General features: G+C 32.0%; 24 protein-coding genes and 1 tRNA gene. 16 read left to right on the forward strand and 9 right to left on the reverse strand.

Features of this window, described 5'->3' with window-relative positions:
• Positions 1 to 501: 501 nt before the first annotated feature.
• Positions 502 to 654, forward strand: coding sequence for an SsrA-binding protein (locus VDP25_RS16160; protein WP_215924558.1), 153 nt, complete (start codon positions 502 to 504; stop codon positions 652 to 654).
• Between the two features lie 221 nt (positions 655 to 875).
• Positions 876 to 1,304, forward strand: coding sequence for an organic hydroperoxide resistance protein (locus VDP25_RS16165; protein ID WP_334471511.1), 429 nt, complete (start codon positions 876 to 878; stop codon positions 1,302 to 1,304).
• 152 nt (positions 1,305 to 1,456) lie between these two features.
• On the opposite strand, the gene VDP25_RS16170 is transcribed toward VDP25_RS16165, so the two are convergent.
• Positions 1,457 to 1,530 (reverse strand) — tRNA-Arg (locus VDP25_RS16170).
• Positions 1,531 to 1,615: 85 nt separating this feature from the next.
• Between VDP25_RS16170 and VDP25_RS16175 the strand changes: the two genes are divergently transcribed.
• The 6 genes from VDP25_RS16175 to VDP25_RS16200 all read left to right on the forward strand — a co-directional run bounded on the left by VDP25_RS16175 (position 1,616) and on the right by VDP25_RS16200 (position 5,849).
• Complete coding sequence (locus VDP25_RS16175) at positions 1,616 to 2,251, forward strand: Crp/Fnr family transcriptional regulator (RefSeq protein ID WP_334471513.1); 636 nt, start codon at positions 1,616 to 1,618, stop codon at positions 2,249 to 2,251.
• Between the two features lie 58 nt (positions 2,252 to 2,309).
• Positions 2,310 to 2,867 (forward strand): YeeE/YedE family protein, encoded by a 558-nt coding sequence (locus tag VDP25_RS16180; protein WP_334471515.1) that lies wholly within the window; start codon positions 2,310 to 2,312, stop codon positions 2,865 to 2,867.
• Between the two features lie 2 nt (positions 2,868 to 2,869).
• The gene (locus tag VDP25_RS16185) at positions 2,870 to 3,286 is read left to right on the forward strand and encodes a DUF6691 family protein (protein WP_215924562.1); all 417 of its coding nucleotides are present in this window, start codon (positions 2,870 to 2,872) and stop codon (positions 3,284 to 3,286) included.
• Between the two features lies 1 nt (position 3,287).
• Positions 3,288 to 4,091 (forward strand): sulfite exporter TauE/SafE family protein, encoded by an 804-nt coding sequence (locus VDP25_RS16190; protein ID WP_334471518.1) that lies wholly within the window; start codon positions 3,288 to 3,290, stop codon positions 4,089 to 4,091.
• A gap of 70 nt (positions 4,092 to 4,161) precedes the next feature.
• A complete protein-coding gene (locus tag VDP25_RS16195; protein ID WP_334471520.1) occupies positions 4,162 to 5,568 on the forward strand; it encodes an MBL fold metallo-hydrolase in 1,407 nt (468 codons plus the stop codon).
• Positions 5,569 to 5,579: 11 nt separating this feature from the next.
• Entirely contained in the window at positions 5,580 to 5,849 is a 270-nt protein-coding gene (locus VDP25_RS16200; RefSeq protein ID WP_334471521.1) for a heavy-metal-associated domain-containing protein, read from the forward strand.
• Positions 5,850 to 5,917: 68 nt separating this feature from the next.
• On the opposite strand, the gene VDP25_RS16205 is transcribed toward VDP25_RS16200, so the two are convergent.
• Entirely contained in the window at positions 5,918 to 6,190 is a 273-nt protein-coding gene (locus tag VDP25_RS16205) for an ATP-dependent Clp protease adaptor ClpS (RefSeq protein WP_334471546.1), read from the reverse strand.
• A gap of 63 nt (positions 6,191 to 6,253) precedes the next feature.
• Positions 6,254 to 7,087, reverse strand: coding sequence for a 50S ribosomal protein L11 methyltransferase (gene prmA, locus VDP25_RS16210; RefSeq protein ID WP_215924567.1), 834 nt, complete (start codon positions 7,085 to 7,087; stop codon positions 6,254 to 6,256).
• 72 nt (positions 7,088 to 7,159) lie between these two features.
• Between prmA and VDP25_RS16215 the strand changes: the two genes are divergently transcribed.
• Complete coding sequence (locus VDP25_RS16215) at positions 7,160 to 8,362, forward strand: porin (protein ID WP_334471522.1); 1,203 nt, start codon at positions 7,160 to 7,162, stop codon at positions 8,360 to 8,362.
• 115 nt (positions 8,363 to 8,477) lie between these two features.
• Here VDP25_RS16215 and tpiA read toward each other — a convergent pair whose 3' ends face one another.
• From tpiA to VDP25_RS16235, 4 genes are all read right to left on the reverse strand, one after another.
• The gene (gene tpiA, locus VDP25_RS16220; RefSeq protein ID WP_334471523.1) at positions 8,478 to 9,227 is read right to left on the reverse strand and encodes a triose-phosphate isomerase; all 750 of its coding nucleotides are present in this window, start codon (positions 9,225 to 9,227) and stop codon (positions 8,478 to 8,480) included.
• An 85-nt stretch (positions 9,228 to 9,312) separates the two neighbouring features.
• The gene (locus VDP25_RS16225) at positions 9,313 to 10,389 is read right to left on the reverse strand and encodes an ABC transporter permease (protein ID WP_334471524.1); all 1,077 of its coding nucleotides are present in this window, start codon (positions 10,387 to 10,389) and stop codon (positions 9,313 to 9,315) included.
• A 147-nt stretch (positions 10,390 to 10,536) separates the two neighbouring features.
• Positions 10,537 to 11,631 carry a BT_3928 family protein gene (locus VDP25_RS16230; RefSeq protein WP_334471526.1) on the reverse strand — a complete coding sequence of 365 codons (1,095 nt, stop codon included), beginning with the start codon at positions 11,629 to 11,631 and terminating at the stop codon, positions 10,537 to 10,539.
• 95 nt (positions 11,632 to 11,726) lie between these two features.
• A complete protein-coding gene (locus tag VDP25_RS16235; RefSeq protein WP_334471528.1) occupies positions 11,727 to 12,269 on the reverse strand; it encodes a DUF1599 domain-containing protein in 543 nt (180 codons plus the stop codon).
• A gap of 180 nt (positions 12,270 to 12,449) precedes the next feature.
• Between VDP25_RS16235 and folP the strand changes: the two genes are divergently transcribed.
• The 5 genes from folP to VDP25_RS16260 all read left to right on the forward strand — a co-directional run bounded on the left by folP (position 12,450) and on the right by VDP25_RS16260 (position 16,445).
• A complete protein-coding gene (gene folP / locus VDP25_RS16240; protein WP_334471530.1) occupies positions 12,450 to 13,277 on the forward strand; it encodes a dihydropteroate synthase in 828 nt (275 codons plus the stop codon).
• 3 nt (positions 13,278 to 13,280) lie between these two features.
• Positions 13,281 to 13,985: a hypothetical protein gene (locus VDP25_RS16245; RefSeq protein WP_334471532.1), complete on the forward strand. Its 705-nt coding sequence runs from the start codon at positions 13,281 to 13,283 to the stop codon at positions 13,983 to 13,985.
• 107 nt (positions 13,986 to 14,092) lie between these two features.
• The gene (cdaA, locus tag VDP25_RS16250) at positions 14,093 to 14,875 is read left to right on the forward strand and encodes a diadenylate cyclase CdaA (protein WP_334471534.1); all 783 of its coding nucleotides are present in this window, start codon (positions 14,093 to 14,095) and stop codon (positions 14,873 to 14,875) included.
• Complete coding sequence (locus VDP25_RS16255; RefSeq protein WP_334471536.1) at positions 14,875 to 15,666, forward strand: DUF3667 domain-containing protein; 792 nt, start codon at positions 14,875 to 14,877, stop codon at positions 15,664 to 15,666. The genes cdaA and VDP25_RS16255 overlap by 1 nt, the downstream gene beginning before the upstream one ends.
• Positions 15,663 to 16,445 carry a DUF3667 domain-containing protein gene (locus VDP25_RS16260; RefSeq protein ID WP_334471537.1) on the forward strand — a complete coding sequence of 261 codons (783 nt, stop codon included), beginning with the start codon at positions 15,663 to 15,665 and terminating at the stop codon, positions 16,443 to 16,445. The genes VDP25_RS16255 and VDP25_RS16260 overlap by 4 nt, the downstream gene beginning before the upstream one ends.
• Positions 16,446 to 16,455: 10 nt before the next feature.
• On the opposite strand, the gene VDP25_RS16265 is transcribed toward VDP25_RS16260, so the two are convergent.
• Together VDP25_RS16265 and truA are read right to left on the reverse strand one after the other, a co-directional pair.
• Positions 16,456 to 18,225 (reverse strand): ABC transporter ATP-binding protein, encoded by a 1,770-nt coding sequence (locus VDP25_RS16265; RefSeq protein WP_215924578.1) that lies wholly within the window; start codon positions 18,223 to 18,225, stop codon positions 16,456 to 16,458.
• Positions 18,226 to 18,278: 53 nt separating this feature from the next.
• Positions 18,279 to 19,028, reverse strand: coding sequence for a tRNA pseudouridine(38-40) synthase TruA (gene truA / locus VDP25_RS16270; protein ID WP_334471538.1), 750 nt, complete (start codon positions 19,026 to 19,028; stop codon positions 18,279 to 18,281).
• A gap of 100 nt (positions 19,029 to 19,128) precedes the next feature.
• Between truA and VDP25_RS16275 the strand changes: the two genes are divergently transcribed.
• Together VDP25_RS16275 and VDP25_RS16280 are read left to right on the forward strand one after the other, a co-directional pair.
• On the forward strand, positions 19,129 to 19,620 hold the full coding sequence (locus VDP25_RS16275; RefSeq protein ID WP_334471540.1) for a metallophosphoesterase family protein: 492 nt from the start codon (positions 19,129 to 19,131) through the stop codon (positions 19,618 to 19,620).
• Positions 19,621 to 19,641: 21 nt separating this feature from the next.
• Positions 19,642 to 19,848, forward strand: a complete 207-nt coding sequence (locus VDP25_RS16280; RefSeq protein WP_334471542.1) for a hypothetical protein — start codon at positions 19,642 to 19,644, stop codon at positions 19,846 to 19,848.
• The last annotated feature ends 86 nt before the right edge of the window (positions 19,849 to 19,934 follow it).

A 19,934-nucleotide genomic window follows, 5' to 3' on the forward strand; every position in this document is an offset into this window, starting at 1 on the left:
AAACACCTTAAATAAAACATGAAATTTATCATAAAATAAATTTCGAAAAAAGATGAATTCTTAAAATTGAGCCCTTATAAAGACCAAAGCCCTCTACGATTTCGAAAAGCACTCCAAAAAAGCCCTACAAAAGTTACAATATAAAAACACAAAAACCACTTTATGTATTAAATTAAAACTTAAACTAAGACAAGTCACATAATATTATAACAATTATTATCTTTTTAGTTATAATTTAGAATTCAAATTTGTCGATTTACACAAAAACATTTGGAACATAATGAGTTGAAAATATATATTGAAAACTCAATCAAACAAACAAATCATTTTATTAACCCTAAAAACCAAAAAACTATGATGACATTAGCAAAACTGATTATTGAAATTATATTAGCAATATTTTAAAACCGACCAAAACAAAACCACCAATCAAAAACAAGTAAGACTTAGTTCTAGAATAAGTTTTACTATTTTTGCTAAAGATTTATTATTCAACCTCTAATGAAAAACAAAATCTTTAGAATTCTGGCTCAACTAAACAAAGCCATACTTCCATCTTACTCCAAAAAACAATTAGACCTTAGCAAAGCTTCTAAGCTACAACTTGCCATAATAGCTTGGCGTGTTTATGTAACTAAAAATGCACTTAGTTAATTAAAGACTTAGTGTTTGCCTATTTGAATTAAAAATCCATACCATTTATTGCACTACGCAATACAAGCTTTATAGTCATTTCATTAGCTCTTAAGTTAAAGAAAGGCTATTACAATAATGTTCTAAAACTTTCCAATTTTATGAGAAATTTAAGACTGTAAATTTCATCAAACTATTGCATGGTCTTATATTTAGTACATTAACCTTAAAAATAAAAAACAATGAAAACATTATATGAAGCAACCACAAAAGCAGAAGGAGGCAGAACCGGACACATCACATCAGAAGACGGTACTCTAGATCATAATTTATCGGTACCTAAATCTATGGGAGGTGACGGTGGAAATGGCACAAACCCAGAACAACTTTTTGGTGCTGCCTATGCAGCATGTTTTGGTGGCGCATTGCAATCTGTTGCTAAAAACGAAGGTATTAAAATTGATGATGACGCATTAAGTGTCACAGCTATTATTGGCTTTTGTAAAGATGAAGATGGCTTTTTCTTAGAAGCGACTTTAGATTGTTACATCCCTGGAGTTGATTTAGAAACTGGTGAAGATTTGGTAGAAAAAGCACATGAAGTCTGTCCGTTTAGCAAAGCTACACGCGATAATATTACAGTAACCTTGAATTTATTACTAGACGAATAAGGCTCAGCTATTTTTAGCTCGCCAATAATCTAATTAATAAACCACGTTTATCGTTATGATTTGCGTGGTTTTCGTGTTTAATGGAGTAAATTTTCTGCAAATAAAAAAAACCAACACTCTCAAAAATCGTTTGAAAGTATTGGTTTTAGTAGTGACCTCGACAGGATTCAAACCTGTAACCTCTTGAGCCGTAATCAAGTGCGCTATTCAGTTGCGCCACGAGGCCTTTTTAAGTGGGTGCAAATATAATACATTTATTAAATGATTGCCAAACTATTTATTTCAAATTTTTAAATTACTATTTTTGAAGTATGATTTCTAAAGAACTACTCCAACCTTTTAATTACTTATTCGATTCAGAAATAATCGATAGTATAGCCAATGTTGCGTTTCTTAAAACCTTTAAAAAAGCGGATATTATTATAGACATAGGTCAAGATTTAAATTTTATTCCGCTTCTAATTAAAGGTAATATTAAAGTTTTACGAGAAGACAACGATGGTGATGAACTTTTATTATACGTTTTAGAAACGGGAGATACTTGCGCCATGTCATTAACCTGTTGCATGGTTAAGTCTGTAAGTAAAATACGTGCCATTGCTGATGATGATGCCACTGTAATAATGATTCCTATAGAATACATGAAACTATGGTTTAGTTCTAATGAGAGTTGGAGAAATTTTATCTTACAAAGCTATCAAATTCGTTTTGACGAAATGTTAGAGACCATTGACACACTCGCCTTTATGAAAATGGACGAGCGCTTATTTAAATACCTTACAGATCAGGTAAAGCTATCTGCTTCTACACATTTAGAAATGACACATCAAGAAATTGCAGAAGACTTAAATACATCTAGAGTCGTAATTTCAAGACTATTAAAACAACTCGAAAGAGAGAAAAAAATAGAACTTGGTAGAAACAAGATTAGTGTTTTAGAATTTTAGTCACATTTATTACATTACCTAAATAACAGAACTTTATTTTTGTCTTATAATTAATTTTATGGAATATATTTTACAACCTTGGCCTTGGTATGTCTCAGGTCCATGCATTGCTATTGTCATGTTTCTTCTCCTCTATTTTGGAAGAACATTTGGCATGTCCTCCAATCTCAGAACCTTATGTGCTATTGGTGGCGCAGGCAAACGTGTAGCGTTTTTTAAATTTGACTGGAAAAGTCAACGATGGAATCTCGTCGTTGTACTTGGTGCTATTTTTGGTGGTTTTATTGCACATTATTTTTTATCAAATCCTATACACATGGATCTTAGTGAAGCAACAGTTAAAGATTTAACAGCATTAGGTTTTAATGATATAGGACAAAGTTTATTACCACCAGAACTATTTAGTTGGAATTCCGTTTTTAGTCTAAAGGGAATTCTAATACTTATCGTTGGAGGTTTTCTTGTTGGGTTTGGTACACGCTATGCAGGCGGCTGTACTTCTGGCCATGCCATAACAGGCCTAAGTAGCTTACAATTACCTTCACTCATTGCTGTTATTGGCTTCTTTATTGGCGGTTTAATTATGATTCACCTTGTTTATCCAATACTCTTTTAATTATGGGAAAATATATCAAATTCTTTATTGTCGGAATATTCTTTGGAATAGTACTCGTTAAATCAGAAGCAGTTTCATGGTATCGTATTTTCGAAATGTTTAAATTTCAATCCTTCCATATGTATGGCATTATTGGAACAGCTGTTGGAACAGGAATTCTACTACTATTACTTTCTAAAAAAAACAACGTAAAAACCATTAAAGGTACAACCTTAAACGTCCCTTTAAAAGAACGTGGCTTTACACGTTATATCATTGGCGGAACTATATTTGGCTTAGGTTGGGCTTTATGTGGTGCCTGTCCTGGACCAATGTATATTTTGTTAGGTACAGGAGCTTTTTCTATTATAATTGTCATTATCGCAGCATTATTAGGTACTTACACCTATGGATTACTAAAAAACAAACTTCCACATTAATATGGAATTAATTGAAATACTAGGCTATATAGGTGCTTTAATTGTTGGACTTGTTTTAGGTCTTATAGGCGGAGGCGGTTCTATTTTAACCGTTCCTATTTTAGTATACTTTTTAGGATTTAGTCCAATCGTTGCTACAGGCTATTCGCTTTTTGTTGTAGGCAGCACCGCATTAGTAGGAACCATACGAAACATCAAAAAAAATACAATAGATTTTAAAACAGCTATAGTATTTGCAATTCCTTCAATAATTACGGTTTTTATGGTGAGAAGTTTGGTTATACCAAATTTACCCGAAGTCATATTTTCTATTGGAAACTTTAAACTTACTAATTCACTTTTCATCATGTTGCTATTTGCCATCATTATGCTTTTAGCTGGTTGGTCAATGATTAAATCTAAAACCATTAATAGCGACAATGTCATTAAAACATTTGACAACACCCATTATTTTGCCATTGGTACTCAAGCCATAGGTATTGGAGCTTTAGCAGGTTTAGTTGGTGCTGGAGGCGGATTCTTAATTGTCCCTGCACTAGTGCTATTGGTAAAACTCCCTATAAAAAAAGCCATTAGTACGTCATTATTTATAATCGCCATACAATCGCTTATAGGCTTTTTAGGAGATTTAAAAACGTTACAAATTGATTGGCAATTTCTAATCACGTTTACTGGAATCTCAATTGCTGGGATTTTTATAGGATTAGCACTTTCTAAAAAAATCAGTGCAAAAGGATTAAAACGAGGATTTGGCTATTTCACCATATTTATGGCCATTTATATTATATTCAAGGAGCTCTTTTAACAGACTTTGTGATAATTATCACATTTCAAAAAATGAAGTTTCGTAAATTTGCAATACAAACAAATAAAGAATGAAAATAGAACAATTATATACAGGCTGTTTAGCACAAGGTGCTTATTATGTTGAATCTGAAGGTGAAGTTGCTATAATTGATCCGCTTAGAGAAATCCAACAATATGTTGATAAAGCCAAAGCTAATAACGCCAAAATTAAATATATTTTAGAAACGCATTTCCATGCTGATTTTGTATCGGGACATGTAGATTTAGCCAATAAGACTGGTGCAACTATTGTTTTTGGACCAGGGGCTACTACAAAATATGACATCCATTCTGCTAAAGATGGAGAGGAACTAAAAATTGGAAACATAACTATTAAAGTCTTGCATACACCAGGACACACTTTAGAATCTGCAACCTATTTATTAATTGATGAAAACGGAAAAAATCACGCTATTTTTTCTGGAGACACACTATTTTTAGGCGATGTTGGAAGACCTGATTTAGCTATTAAATCTGATTTAACTAAAGAAGATCTAGCTGGAATGTTATTTGATTCTCTTCGAAATAAAATTATGCCTTTAGCCGATGACATTATTGTTTATCCTGCTCATGGAGCAGGCTCTGCTTGTGGAAAAAACCTAAGCAAAGAAACTGTTGGTGTTTTAGGAGAACAGAAAAAAACAAACTATGCTTTACGTGCAGATATGACTAAAGCTGAATTTGTAAAAGAAGTGCTTGATGGTATTGCACCACCACCACAGTATTTTGCAAAAAATGCTATGATGAACAAAATGGGTTATGATGCTTTTGAAACCGTTTTAAAAACGGGTGATGTGGCACTTAATTCTGATGAATTTGAAGCTATGGCCAATCACGAATCTGCTTTAGTATTAGATGTACGACCACAATCCGATTTTATAAAAGGCCATATTCCAAATTCTATTTTTATTGGACTTAATGGGCAGTTTGCCCCTTGGGTTGGCGCCTTAATTAAGGATATTAAACAGCCAATAGTATTAGTTGTTCCTGAAGGCAAATCTGCAGAGGCCGTGACAAGACTTTCTCGTGTTGGTTATGATAATACATTAGGCTATCTTAAAGGTGGCTTAGACGCATGGAAACAAGCAGGAAAAGAAGTAGAAACATTAGATTCTGTTTCTGTTGAAGAATTTGCAAAAAGAGCAAAAGCAAATCCCATAAACATCTTAGATGTTCGTAAAGATGGAGAATACCAATCGTCTCATATTATAGATGCACAACATTTATCATTAGATTTTATTAATGAAAAGATGAACGAAGTAAGTAAAGATAAAACCTATTACGTACACTGCGCAGGAGGTTACCGTTCTGTTATTGCTGCATCTATTTTAAAAGCCAGAGGCTATGATAAACTTATAGATGTTGATGGCGGCTATAATGCAATTAAAGAAACGGATATAAAGACAACCGATTTTGTTTGTCCTTCAACTTTATAAAGTCAAAAATTATGAAAAACACACTTAAAATACAAAACTTAAAATGTGGTGGCTGTGCTAATACTATAGTAACACAGTTATCTAAACTCGACGGTATTTCTGAAGTTGTTGTAGATAATGACACAGACGAAGTAAGCTTTCTTGCGTCAACAGAAAACGACATAGAAGCTGTAATAAGTAAATTATCTCATCTAGGTTATCCCATTCTAGGAGATGCAAACTCTTTACCTAAAAAAGCGAAATCTTTTGTGAGTTGCGCTGTAGGCAGAATGTCTAAATAAGATCAATAATTCTACATTACAAATAAGAATTACAAATAAAAAATCCCACTTTGAAGTGGGATTTTTTATTAAACTATTTCAGCACTGAGTCCTGCTTGTAAAAGCTTGGAACATCGTGGCTCTAAATCTTCATAAGAGCCCGTTTTTACAGTACACTTCCCTTTATAATGCACTAACAAAGCACATTGTTCTGCTTGTTCTGGCATATGATCGCAAGCGTAAATAAGGGTGTCAATAACATGGTCAAATGTATTTACATCATCATTAAACAATACGATTTCATTTTGTTTTAATTCTTCTTCTTGCAGAAGTAGCTCTACGGCATGTTTTTCTTTTGTCATAGTGGATATCTTTTTAAGTGCTTCTAGAGTACTCAATGTGACAGGCTCTATTTTTAATTACTACTAATTTATAAATTTTAACGAAACCCACTGCCCTTTTTGTATAGTTTCCTCCAATTTTAACATCTGCTTATTGCATTCTGCTTCAATTATTGGAATATCTTCTTGGTAAAAACCACTTAAAAATAGTGTTCCGTTAGGATTTAAACACTTAGCATAACTTGCTATATCTGCTAACAAAATATTCCTATTAATATTAGCAATGATACTATCGTATTGTTTTCCTTCTAGTAAAGCTACATCACCTTCATAAACCGAAATATGCTTACAATTATTTCGATTGACATTTTCTAAACTATTCAAATAGCACCAATTATCAATATCAATAGCATCGAGTTTAGTTGCTCCTACTTTTTCTGCTAAGATTGCCAAAACACCAGTTCCGCAACCCATATCTAAAACAGTCTTATTCTTAAAATCATTTTTCAAGATATGCTGAATCATCATATGAGTCGTTTCATGATGCCCAGTACCAAAACTCATTTTAGGCTCAATAATTAAATCGTATTTTGTGTTTGGTTTGTCATGAAAAGGTGCTCTAACAGAGCATACATCATCAACTATAATTGGGTTAAAATTCTTTTCCCATTCTTCGTTCCAATTCGTTTGCTCTATTTCCTCTGAAGTATAAGAGATTTCAAACTCATCTGATTTTAAAACGTAAACATCGTCTAAAATAGTTTCACTCCACTCCTCTTTTTGAATGTAAGCCGTAACCCCGTCTTCGGATTCTACAAAACTTTCAAAACCAGCATAACCTAATTCTGCTATTAAAATCTCAACTGCAGGTTGTAAAGGACTTACCTTAAATGTATAACCTAAATATATTTCAGACATTTATTTCTTTTTTTTACAAATTTACTAATCATTAATTTAGTTACTATTACTTTTGTTGCAAATTAAAATATTATGAACAAATATATTGTTGCTATTCTTTTTTTGGTTTTTTCTCAAATATCTATTGCCCAAGACAATAATGATATAAAACTATCTGCACTACCTTATTATAGTTATGGTAAAGGTTTAGGCATTACCTCTCCTGACAGTATTTTTAAATTAAATATTCGTTTTAGAATGCAAAACCGATTTACCTATTTAAATAACGACGATGAAGATAATGGATACGAAGCCATGATTAGACGTCTACGTTTACGTTTTGATGGTTATGTTGGGGATCCTAGTATAATTTATGTCATTCAATTATCATTCTCTCCAAATGATGTAGGAGCAATTGAAGACGGCGACAACCTTAATATAATTAGAGATGCAATTGTATTTTACAGACCTGATGAGCATTGGAATATTGGTTTTGGACAAACCAAACTCCCAGGAAACAGGCAGCGTATAAATTCCTCTGGTGCTTTACAGCTTACAGATCGCTCAATAAACAATTCCCGCTTTAATATTGATAGAGACTTTGGACTACAGGTCTATTATTTAAATGAATTAGAACATAAATTTTCGTACAACATTAAAACCGCCATAAGTACTGGTGAAGGTAGAAATTGGACCAAAGAACCTGATACTGGATTAGCTTTTACAGGCCGTTTAGAACTGTTTCCTTTTGGAGCTTTTAAAAGTAACGGAACATTATTTGAAGGCGACTTAAAACGCGAAAAAACGCCTAAACTAATGCTTTCTGGCGTTTATCATTACAATGATGATGCACGAAGAACTCGTGGTACTATTGGAGATGATTTATTTGAAAAACGCGACATACAGTCCCTATTTTTAGATGCCATTGTAAAATACAATGGTTGGGCGTTTCAAACGGCTTATATGAATAGAACAACTGATGATGCTATAACCATTAACCCAGATGATGCTTCAGAATCAAGATATGTTTTTGCTGGTAGTGGTTTTGACACACAATTAAGTTACCTTTTTAAAAGTAATTACGAGCTTGTAGGACGCTTTTCTTACCAAGAACCACATAAAGACATTGAAATGTTAACACCACAAACCAACCAATATAGTTTAGGAATAACTAAATATATTTGGGAACACGCATTAAAATTACAAGCAGAAATTACCAACAGTGAACTAAACTATTTTGATTCTAGTAAAGCCAATGATTGGTATTTACGATTTCAAGTAGAAATTGGTATTTAACTCTTGATATAACAATAGTTTTAAGCGTTTCTTTAAACGCAAAAAAAAAGTCCTTAAATAACGGGTTGTATTCCATTATTTAAGGACTTTTATTATGAGTCGTACTAAACGATATTTAGAAGGCGTTTACAATTGCATAAAAGTCTTCTGCTTTAAGCGCTGCACCACCAATTAATCCACCATCAACATCTGGTTTAGAAAAAATCTCTTTAGCATTTGCTGGTTTCACACTTCCGCCATATAATATTGAAACAGAATCTGCAACGTCGTTTCCATATTTATCTGCCAAAGTTTTTCTAATGAAAGCATGCATATCTTGAGCTTGCTCTGGACTCGCTGTTTCACCTGTTCCAATGGCCCAAACGGGTTCGTAAGCTAAAACAATGCTTTTAAAAGCATCTGCACCTAAATGAAACAATGCGTTTTTAATTTGCCCCTCCACAACAGCTTCTTCATTTCCGGCTTTTCTATCTGCTAATTCTTCTCCAAAACAGAAAATAACGCGCATATCATTTGCTAAAGCCGCGTCTACTTTTTTAGCTAATGATTCATCCGTTTCGTTGTAATATGCTCTACGTTCACTATGCCCAAGAATTACTGTTTTAATTCCGATACTCTTTAACATACTAGCACTAACCTCACCTGTGTAAGCTCCGTTTTCTGCAAAATGCATATTCTGAGCAATAACCTCTATAGGTTCTTGGCGTAAAGATTCAAACGCTTGCCATAAATTTGTAAACGTTGGTGCAATCATTACCTCAGCATCTGATGTTTGATTTTGCTTTAACAAATCTGTTATTAACAGTTCTGTTTGAGGTAAATCATTATTCATTTTCCAGTTTCCGGCTACAATATGTTTTCTCATAATATAAGTGAATTGATTTTTTAATTTTAATGCACAAAAATAACACAATAAAGGTGAAAGTAAATTGACAATTATCAGTATTTCATTAAGATAACTTTACTCTAGGATCTAACCAAGCATAAATAATATCTACAAAAATATTAATGGTTATAAAAATGATGGCTATCACTAAAACAGCTCCCATTATTACAGGTAAATCTAAAGTGTTTAATGCATTTACAATTTCTTTACCTAAACCATTCCATCCAAAAATGTACTCTACAAAAACAGCTCCTGCCAACATAGACGCAAACCATCCTGAAATAGCTGTAACTACAGGATTTAACGCATTTTTAACTGCATGATTTTTTATCACCTGAAACTCACTTAAACCTTTAGCTCTTGCTGTTCTAATATAATCTTGATTTAAGACTTCTAATAATGAATTCCGCATCAACTGAATCACTACGGCCAATGGCCTAATTCCTAAAACAATGGCTGGAAGTATTAAATTTTTCCATTTAATGGTCATTTTCTCACCAAAATCATCAAGTTCGTATAAGCTTCCTGTCATCTCTAAATTGGTGTACTTATGTAGTACAAAACCAAACAACCAAGCGAACAAAATAGCGCTAAAAAATGATGGCACACTCATACCAAACGTGCTTAATATTTGAATGGACTTATCGATCCAAGTATCTTTGTACAATGCTGAAATGATACCAAAAACAACACCTAAAATAATCGCAATAACAATAGCTGAAATTGCTAAAACAAACGTATTTGGAATAGTTTCCCCAATTACTTGAGTTACTTTTTTGCCTTGCTTGGTAAAAGATTCTCTTAAATAAGGTGCTTTTACAACCGTAGTTGTATTACCTAAAGTAAAAAGCGTTGTTGCAGTATATTTATTAGGACTCAAATAAGTATAATCTTTTGGTGTATTTGAATGAAATGAAATGGGCGACAAATCATTTAAATAATATAAAAACTGAGTTCCTATAGGTTTATCAAAGCCATATTTTTGTTTTACCGCTTGTACTTGTTCTGCCGTTTGATTTTGACCTAACATCATCTTAGCAGGATCGCCAGGTAAAATTGTAAATAAAAAGAAAATGACAGTTATAACGCCAATTAAGGTGATACATGCGTAGCCAATTTTATGAAATAAATACTTTATCAAAAACAGATTCTTTTTTTAATTTCAAAATCTAACTATTGAAAACTATTACACAAAGAATATCTAAAGTTTTTCAAAAATTATTTTAGTTAGCATTTAACACCAATCTCAAATTCACGTTAATATTATTAACCACACAAAGGTTACAAACTACAATTCAATAGCTTCAATATCATTCCAATGTGCCTTGTTTACCACTGTTCCACTATTTAAAATAATGACACCTGGATTTGCCCTAACGATAGTTTTTACAACTTTCTCGTCACATAAGTAAAATTCAAAATTAAGATTGTAATCTTTTTTTAGTTGTGCTTTATCTGCAGAGCCAGAAGATGTTAAACCAATTACAGTATACCCTTTTTTCATCGCTTCGTCTGTAAACGATTTTAACTTTGCTACACCTTCAGCTTCACCTTTAGTAACATTATACATCGTAATCATTATTAACTTTTCTTTTTCTAAGAAATATTGGGTTAAATCTTCATCATCAGATTCTATAGATAAATCCTGAATTGGAGGCACATAACCTTCATCAATAACTTTAGTTTCTACACCTACATACTCACCGTCTACTTTTGGATAACTTCCATTGGTTACAAATTGTTGCTCTTCGCCATTAACATTAAATGTCCATGTATATTCTGTAATTGCTTTTGGTGCACCTTCTGGAGTCACCATTTGTTCCGGTAAATTTTTACCAATCGCATAAGCTCTAAAATCTATTGATGGTAAATGCATTAAAACGTGATAACCAAACCAAAGTGACAATACAAAACTTAATAGAGCAATTATAGTTGTTGGCAATTTTGTAAAAATAGGTTTAATGTGTTTTATACCTACAAATAGAATTAAAACAAGCACTAACAGAATCACATCTTTAGTAAAACTTTCCCATGGTGTTAGTTTTAAAGCATCACCAAAGCAACCACAATCTTTTACTTTGTCGAAATAAGCAGAATAAAAAGTTAAAAATGTAAAAAAGATAATCATTAACAATAAACTCCACACCGTAAATTTTGGTTTATAGCCTATTAATAGAAAAACGCCTAAAACAACCTCAAACACTACGACAATAACAGAAATCCCTAAAGCATAAGGAATTAAAAATTCAATATTTAAAACATCTGAGCCAAAGTACTCTTCAAGTTTGTATGAAAATCCGAGTGGATCATTCAATTTTATAAATCCAGAAATAATGAATAATATTCCGGTGAATATTCTGCTAAGGTTTACTATGTATTTCATATGCTTATTGTATTCCTTTTGTTCACTAAGAGTCGTCTAAGTGACATTAAATATATGTTATTTTAATAGATTCCTGTCTTTACAGGAACAACAAGTTAATTACCTTCGTTTAAATGAATTAAAGCAAAAACCGCATAATTTATCATATCTTGATAATTCGCATCAATCCCTTCACTAACAATTGTTTTTCCGGCATTATCTTCAATCTGTTTTACACGTAATAATTTCTGTAAAATTAAATCTGTTAATGAGCTTACACGCATATCGCGCCAAGCTTCACCATAATCGTGATTTTTATCTAACATTAATTGCTTTGTTACGGCAATTTTTTCATCGTAAAGTTTAGTAGCTTCTTCTGTACTTAAATCGGGTTGTTCTACAACTCCCTTTTCTATCTGAATTAGAGCCATAGCACAATAATTAATTATGCCTATAAACTCACTAACTTCGCCTTCATCTACTTTTCTAACTTCGTTTTGCTGCAACCCTCTTATACGCTGGGCTTTTATAAAAATTTGATCGGTTAATGATGGTAATCTTAAAATTCTCCATGCACTACCATAATCACTCATTTTATTTACATAAAGAGCTCTACATTTGGCAATTACGGCATCATATTGTTTTGAAGTATCTTGCATTGCTATAAATTAAGGTTCCGAAAGAATAAACTCTTGGATTAAAAACGATTCAAATATAAAGCCATGCCCTATATATTAATCTCGATTATCGCGTAAAATTTCCGTAAATTTCGCATAAATAAATTAGAAGTTCAAGATTTGAGGTTTAAAGTTTTCTTAACGTTTTTTTTAGATTAAATTATGAATATTAACTGCAAAGGCAAACTCATAGATTTATCCACACCTAAAGTGATGGGTATTCTTAATGTTACACCAGATTCGTTTTTTGACGGCGGAAAATATAATAACGAAACTGCTATTTTAAATCAAGTTGAAACCATGCTAAGCCATGGAGCTACTTTTATTGATATTGGTGGTTACAGCTCTCGGCCAAATGCTGATGATGTTAGTGAAACTGAAGAATTAAACCGTGTCATTCCTATTATTAAATTAATCTTAAAAGATTTCCCTGAAACTTTAATTTCTATTGACACCTTTAGAAGTCACGTTGCGAAAAAGAGTATTGAAGCTGGTGCGGCCCTAATTAATGATATTTCTGCCGGAAAGCTAGATAACAATATGCTTACTACGGTAGGAAAATTAGCTGTGCCTTATATCATGATGCACATGAGAGGAACTCCTAAGACCATGCAACAGCACACTCAGTATAATGACCTAACAAAAGAAATTATCTCTTATTTTGCAGACAGAATTGCAGAAGCTCACAAAGCAAAAATAAACGACCTTATTATAGACCCAGGTTTTGGGTTTGCAAAAACCACAGAACAAAACTTTGAATTGCTCAATACACTAGAATTACTACAACTAATAGACCAACCTATTCTAGCTGGAGTCTCTCGAAAATCTATGATTTACAAAACATTAAATTCAACTTCAGAAAATGCTCTTAACGGCACCACTGCTTTACACATGGTTGCTTTGCAAAAAGGAGCAAAAATTTTACGTGTACACGACGTAAAAGAAGCTTCAGAATGTATTACCCTTTATAACCAATTGCAATCTAATTAACCTATGCGCTATATATACTTACTTATCATTTTAACATGTTTTAGTTGTAACAACGAACGTGTTTTATACTTACCCGAAATTGAAAAAGCAGAAGTTACAGAAGTTTTAGATGTATCACCTGCTTATATTTTTTATGATGAAACACAAGCTGATTCGACTTTATTAAATCGAAAAAATCTGATTATCTCTACAAATTGGCTAGTTAATGTAGATAAACGATTAACATTAAAACAAGCCATTCCGCATATAAAATTTATGCAAGACAAAAAGCGAAATGCCGAAATGCATAAAAATGAAGATGCTAAAAATTATTTTACTTGTAATGATACGAGTATTGGCAATTTGGGATTTTTAGAATTTACAGATGTTTTCTATGAATTTTCTGAACCAATAGACACCTCTATAAATCTACAAGATCTCGTAGCAGAAAAATTAAAAAACAACCAAGCCTCAACAAGTACTTTTTTAGAAATACCATTAGACATAACTAATAACAATAAAGATAAGATTCAACAAAAACTCCAATCTTATATAGAATTATTAGCTCTTAGTACTTCAATTTCTGAAGACATGGTAATAAACGGATATGTTATTGATCTTTATTTTGAAGGACGTATGAGCTTTCAAGATTACATTTCAGTAAAATCAAAATTATCAAAAATTAAATCCGATAAAATTATAATTACCAACAACGAGTTTATATACTAAAATAGCCCCCTTTTGTCTTTTTTAAAACCCAAAAAGACTTAATTATTAGATACGCATTTTCTTTTCTACTAAACATAAATTAGTAAATTAGCAGAAACACTAGCCATTTGGAAAACTTACAACTTTGGGATTTTAGATTTATAGACTTCGTGGATGTCTTCCTCGTAGCTATTCTACTCTATTACATCTACAAGCTTGTAAAAGGCACCGTTGCCATCAATATCTTTATTGGTATCCTTGTCATTTATTTTGCTTGGAGATTAACAGACTTCCTCAACATGCAGATGCTTTATAGCATTTTCGATGGATTTATGAAGGTTGGAATTATTGCTTTAATTGTCGTTTTTCAACCAGAAATTAGAAAATTTCTTTTAATGGTTGGCTCTACTAATATAGGTGGTAAACGAAATCTTTTTAAAAATTTTAAGTTTCTTAAAAATGATGATCAAACTTCTACAGACGTCGATGCTATTATTAATGCTTGCAACAAAATGGGGGCAACAAACACAGGAGCTTTAATTGTTATTGAACGCAATAATAATTTAGATTTTCTAACAGATACAGGAGACGAAATGAACATCTTAGTCTCACAACCTATTATAGAAAGCATCTTTTTTAAAAACAGTCCGCTTCATGATGGAGCTATAATAATAGACAAAAACATTGTAAAAGCAACACGAGTTATTCTTCCTGTGAATAATGAAAAAAACATTCCAGAACGTTTTGGGTTACGACACAGAGCTGCCATTGGTATTACAGAAAAAACAGATGCTTTAGCACTTTGTGTAAGTGAAGAAACAGGACAGATTTCTTATATTAAAAATGGCGAGTTCGAAATGTTTAAAAATACAGATGAACTTAGAGAAAAAATTAAGCAAGATTTAGGCTAATGAATTGTAAAAATTGTAATAACACGCTTAGAGCATCACAAAAATTTTGTGATGAGTGTGGTGCAAAAATTATTCATAATCGCCTAAAGCCAAAAGTATTGGCTCAACAAATAAACGAACAATTTATTTCCATTGATAATAAATTCCTACGCACATTTATTGATCTTTTTAAACAACCTGAAACCGTAATTATAGGCTATATTGAAGGGACTCGAAAAAAATATATAGATGTACTTCAATATTTTGCGATTGCCCTAACTTTAGCCGGAATTCAGGTCTTTTTAATGACCACCTTTTTCAAAGAAGCTTTAGATTTTGGATCAGCATTTATGGAAGGTTTTAATTCTGCTACATCACAAACAAAAAATCCTTTTGCAGATTTTAATTTCGATATTTTCACTAAATATCAAGGTCTTATATATATCATTTCTGTACCTTTTTCTGCTTTAGGCACATGGTTAGGTTATTATCTACTAGGTGAAAGACGCTATAATTTTACAGAACATTTAGTGATTAACCTATACTACTCTGCCCAAGTCATTATTGTTTCGGCTGTTTTAACAATTTTGTTTTTAGTATTCGGATTAGACTATCTAATTGTTTATAGCATTATTGCCATACCAAATTTTGTTTACTTTTTCTACGTTCTCAAACGCATATTTAAAGGGCCTTTTTGGGAAGCATTTACACGATTTATTTTTGTAATGATTACCTATTTTATATCATTCTCTATTGTAGGACTTATTTTCTTTATCTTAGGTATTATTATTGCAATAATGGCACATAATTGAATTGTAAAAACTGTCATATAACGCTTGAAGAATACGATGCCTATTGTAAAAGTTGCGGTGCTAAAGTGATTAGAAACCGATTGACGATTCGTAATCTTTTTGAGCATATTAGCGAAACCTTCTTTAACTACGATAATAAATTACTCCAAACGTTTATTCAACTTTTTAAACAACCTGAAGACGTAATAGTTAGTTATATAAATGGTGTACGAAAAAAATATGTTAATCCTATTAGTTTCTTTGGATTGGCATTAACCTTAACTGGACTTTCAATATTTTTATTGAAGAAATTTTACATGCAGCATTTAGACTTTTCTAGTCTTTTTGGCGACATTAACCTTTCACAAAATGCGTTTGACTCATCGTTTAGTTTTGGCTTAGAGTACAATTCCTTAATTTATGTTGCATTTATTCCAATATCGGCAATTATTTCATGGATTGTTTTTATAGATAAAAAATACAATCTCACTGAGCATGCTATAATTTACTTATACTCCATGTCTTTTTTAATGGTACTGATGTTTTTTTTAGCACAAATCGCATTACTCGTTACGCCAAGCAATTACATGCTCTTTAGCCTCCTATTATGGCCATTAATGTTTATATATCATTGCTATATTTTAACACGAATATTTAAACTATCGTTAGGAAGTTTAATTATGAAATCTATGCTGTTTTTTATACTATTCTTTGTGACCTATATTGGTGTTTCAATTTTAGTATTTGTAATAATGCTGATTACAGGCGTTGTTAATCTTGAAGATTTCGCCCCAAAGTAAGGGTCTTTTACTAAACCTCTTCAGCTTTTAAAAACTGCACTTCGTAAAGGTTTTTATAATATCCTGTTTCTTTTTCTAAAAGCGTTTTATGTGTCCCAATTTCAACAATTTCTCCAGCTTCCATAACTATTATTTTATCAGCTTGCTGTATCGTTGCCAATCTATGAGCAATAACAATAGACGTTCTTCCTTTAGTTATTTTATCTGTAGCATCTTGTATTAATTGTTCGGAATATGAATCTACAGAAGATGTTGCTTCATCTAAAATTAAAATACTAGGATTGGTTACATAAGCTCTTAAGAAAGAAATTAATTGACGCTGACCAGAAGACAACATTACACCACGTTCTTTTACATTATAATGATAACCATCAGGTAAACTAGAAATAAACTCATGAATGCCTATTGCTTTTGCTGCATTAACAACATCCTCTTCTGTAATAGCATCGTTATTTAATGTAATATTATTCAGAATTGTATCTGCAAATAAGAATACATCTTGCAATACAACAGCTATTTGACTTCGAAGAGAACTTAAAGTCATATTTTTAATATCTGTATCGTCAACTTCAATAGTTCCTGAATTGATATCGTAAAAACGATTCAGTAAATTTATAATTGTAGATTTTCCTGCACCTGTTGCACCTACAATAGCTACAGTTTCTCCTGCTTCTACATGAAACGATATTCCTTTGAGAACCTCTTCCTCTTTAATATAAGAGAATCGCACATTTTTAAACGAAATATTACCTTTAAAGTGATTAGCTTCAATAGTCCCAGAATCGTCAATATTAGACGTAGTATCTAAAACTTTAAAGACACGATCTGCAGCCACCATTCCCATTTGTAGCGTGTTGAATTTATTGGCTATTTGATTTAAAGGTCTAAACAACATAGGAATAAACATAGTAAAGGAAATTAAATCCCCTAATGTTGTGTCAGGGTTTTCAGAAATAGCATCAAAGCCACCAACTAAAATAACCATTGCCATAGTTAATGATGCTAAAAATTCTGCGATTGGAAAGAAAATAGAATTATACCAAACCGTTTTTAACCACCCTTTTTTGTGACGCTCATTTATCTTCTTGAAATTTTTGTATTCCGTATCTTCACGTGTAAATAACTGTAAGATTTTCATACCAGTTACACGCTCTTGAACAAATGAATTTAGGTTAGAAACCTCTGTTCGTACATCTTCAAATGCACGTTTCATATATTTTTGAAAAATCTTAGTCGCAAATAAAACAATAGGCATTGTTATAAATACAATAAGACTCAACTTTATATTTATAAATGCCATAAAGCCAGCAACCACTAGCATTTTTAAGACATCACTAAAAATCATAAACAGCCCTTGTCCAAAGATATCGGCAATACGCTCCATATCTGTAACAGCTCTTGTAATTAAAACACCAACTGAAGATTTATCGAAGTACGTCATTTTAAATTTGAGCATGTGCTTAAATAACTTCACACGTATATCTCTAACCACAGATTGCCCTAACCAACTCGCATAATAAATAAACAGTAATTGAGAAACAACCTCAAGCACCAATAAGGCTAGCATGATAAGCATGTATAGCACAAAACCGTTGTATTCTTTATTCGCAATTTTAACATCAATAGCTTCCCTTAACACATAAGGTCTAAATGCACCAAACAATGCCAAACCTATTACACAAAATAAGGAAATAACAAAAACTGTACGATAGGGTTTTATGTAGTGCAACAATCGTGTAAACAACGATATATCAAATATTTTTTTTCCTTTTTCTGCCATTTTATGCCGAACTTGTTTCGGTATCTTTTCCGTTACAACGGAAATTTAATTTATTAACTCTCTAATTTAATTGTTTCAGGATAAACTATTTTAACCAAATACAATCCATGAGCAGGAACTGAAAATCCAGCTTCACTTCTATTCTTTGATGCAATAATTTTATGCAAATCTTCAGATTTCAGTTTACCTAAACCAATATTTACCATCGTCCCAACGACAGCTCTTACCATATTCCTTAAAAATCGGTCTGCAGTAATTGTAAATATGAGCTGATTAGAGTGTTGGGTCCAAAAAGCTTCTTTTATATCGCAATTATACGTTTTTACTTCAGTATTACTTTTAGAAAAACATTGAAAATCTTTATACTGAAATAATATTTTGCAAGCCTCGTTCATAGCTTCAACATCTAAAGGCTGTTGAACTTCGTAAGCAAAATCGTAATCAAACACATTTTTTGATGTCGATATTTTATAATGATACGTTCTACTTACGGCATAAAACCTAGCGTGTATTTCTGGCTTAACTTCAAACACAGAAATCACAGCAATATCTTTTGGTAAAAAAGAATTCAGTTTATAAACTATATCAATATTTTTAAAGTCGCCTTCAAAATCAAAATGTGCAAACATTTGTGATGCATGAACACCTGCATCTGTTCTACCAGCTCCCATTATAGCTATTTCGTTTTTCAGTATAGTAGAAAGTGCCTTTTCTACAACTTCTTGCACAGAAATAGCGTTAGGCTGATTTTGCCATCCATGATAGGCTTTACCATTATATGAAAGTTCAATAAAAAATCGCAATAGAAATCTTACTTTTGTTAAAGTGCAAAGTTACTGTTTTAGTTGCTAAAGAAATCCTAAAATATAAAGTTATAGTTTAGCGATTTCTCTAAAAATAAATATGAAAAAAATACTCCTTTTATCAGACACTCATAGTTACATAGACGAGGCCATTCTTAAACACGTAAAGCAGGCTGATGAAGTTTGGCATGCTGGAGATATTGGTGATTTACAAGTTACCGATAAAATTAAGAACCTAAAACCCTTACGAGCGGTTTATGGCAATATTGATGATGCCAAAGCACGAACAGAATTTCCTCTTCACAACAAATTTATGTGTGAAGACATGAGTATATGGATAACTCATATTGGTGGCTATCCTCCAAAATACAATAACCGTGTGAAAGAAGCATTAACGGCAAATCCACCAGATATTTTTATCACAGGACATTCTCATATTCTAAAAGTGATGCCAGATAAAAAACTAGATTTATTACACATGAATCCTGGCGCTGTAGGTAAACACGGTTTTCATAAGGTGAGAACAATGTTACGGTTTAAAATTGAAGGAAAAACAATTAAAGATTTGGAAGTAATTGAGTTTGATTCTTAATTATAAAAAAACAAAAGCATCATGAATACGTTTAGTCCAAATTATTTTTTACGATTATTCATAGCATATAACAACCCTAAATCTGCCGTACCTACACCAATGAAGATTGAAGTAACTATAGGAAACGCAGCTAATTTATACTACAAAAAAATTAAAGCCAAAGCGGCTAATACATGTAAAAAAACTTGTTTTTTCGGGTCATTGCTAAAAGTTGTGTGTGATGATTAAAAAAAGATTCTGATTTTTGTAAAAAAAAAGACTTTTGGACAATTATCTAGAACTACTGAAACTTATTCTTCCTGAATTTTTAATAG

The sequence above is a fragment of the Winogradskyella sp. ECml5-4 genome (genome assembly GCF_036903175.1).
Lineage (GTDB): Bacteria > Bacteroidota > Bacteroidia > Flavobacteriales > Flavobacteriaceae > Winogradskyella > Winogradskyella damuponensis.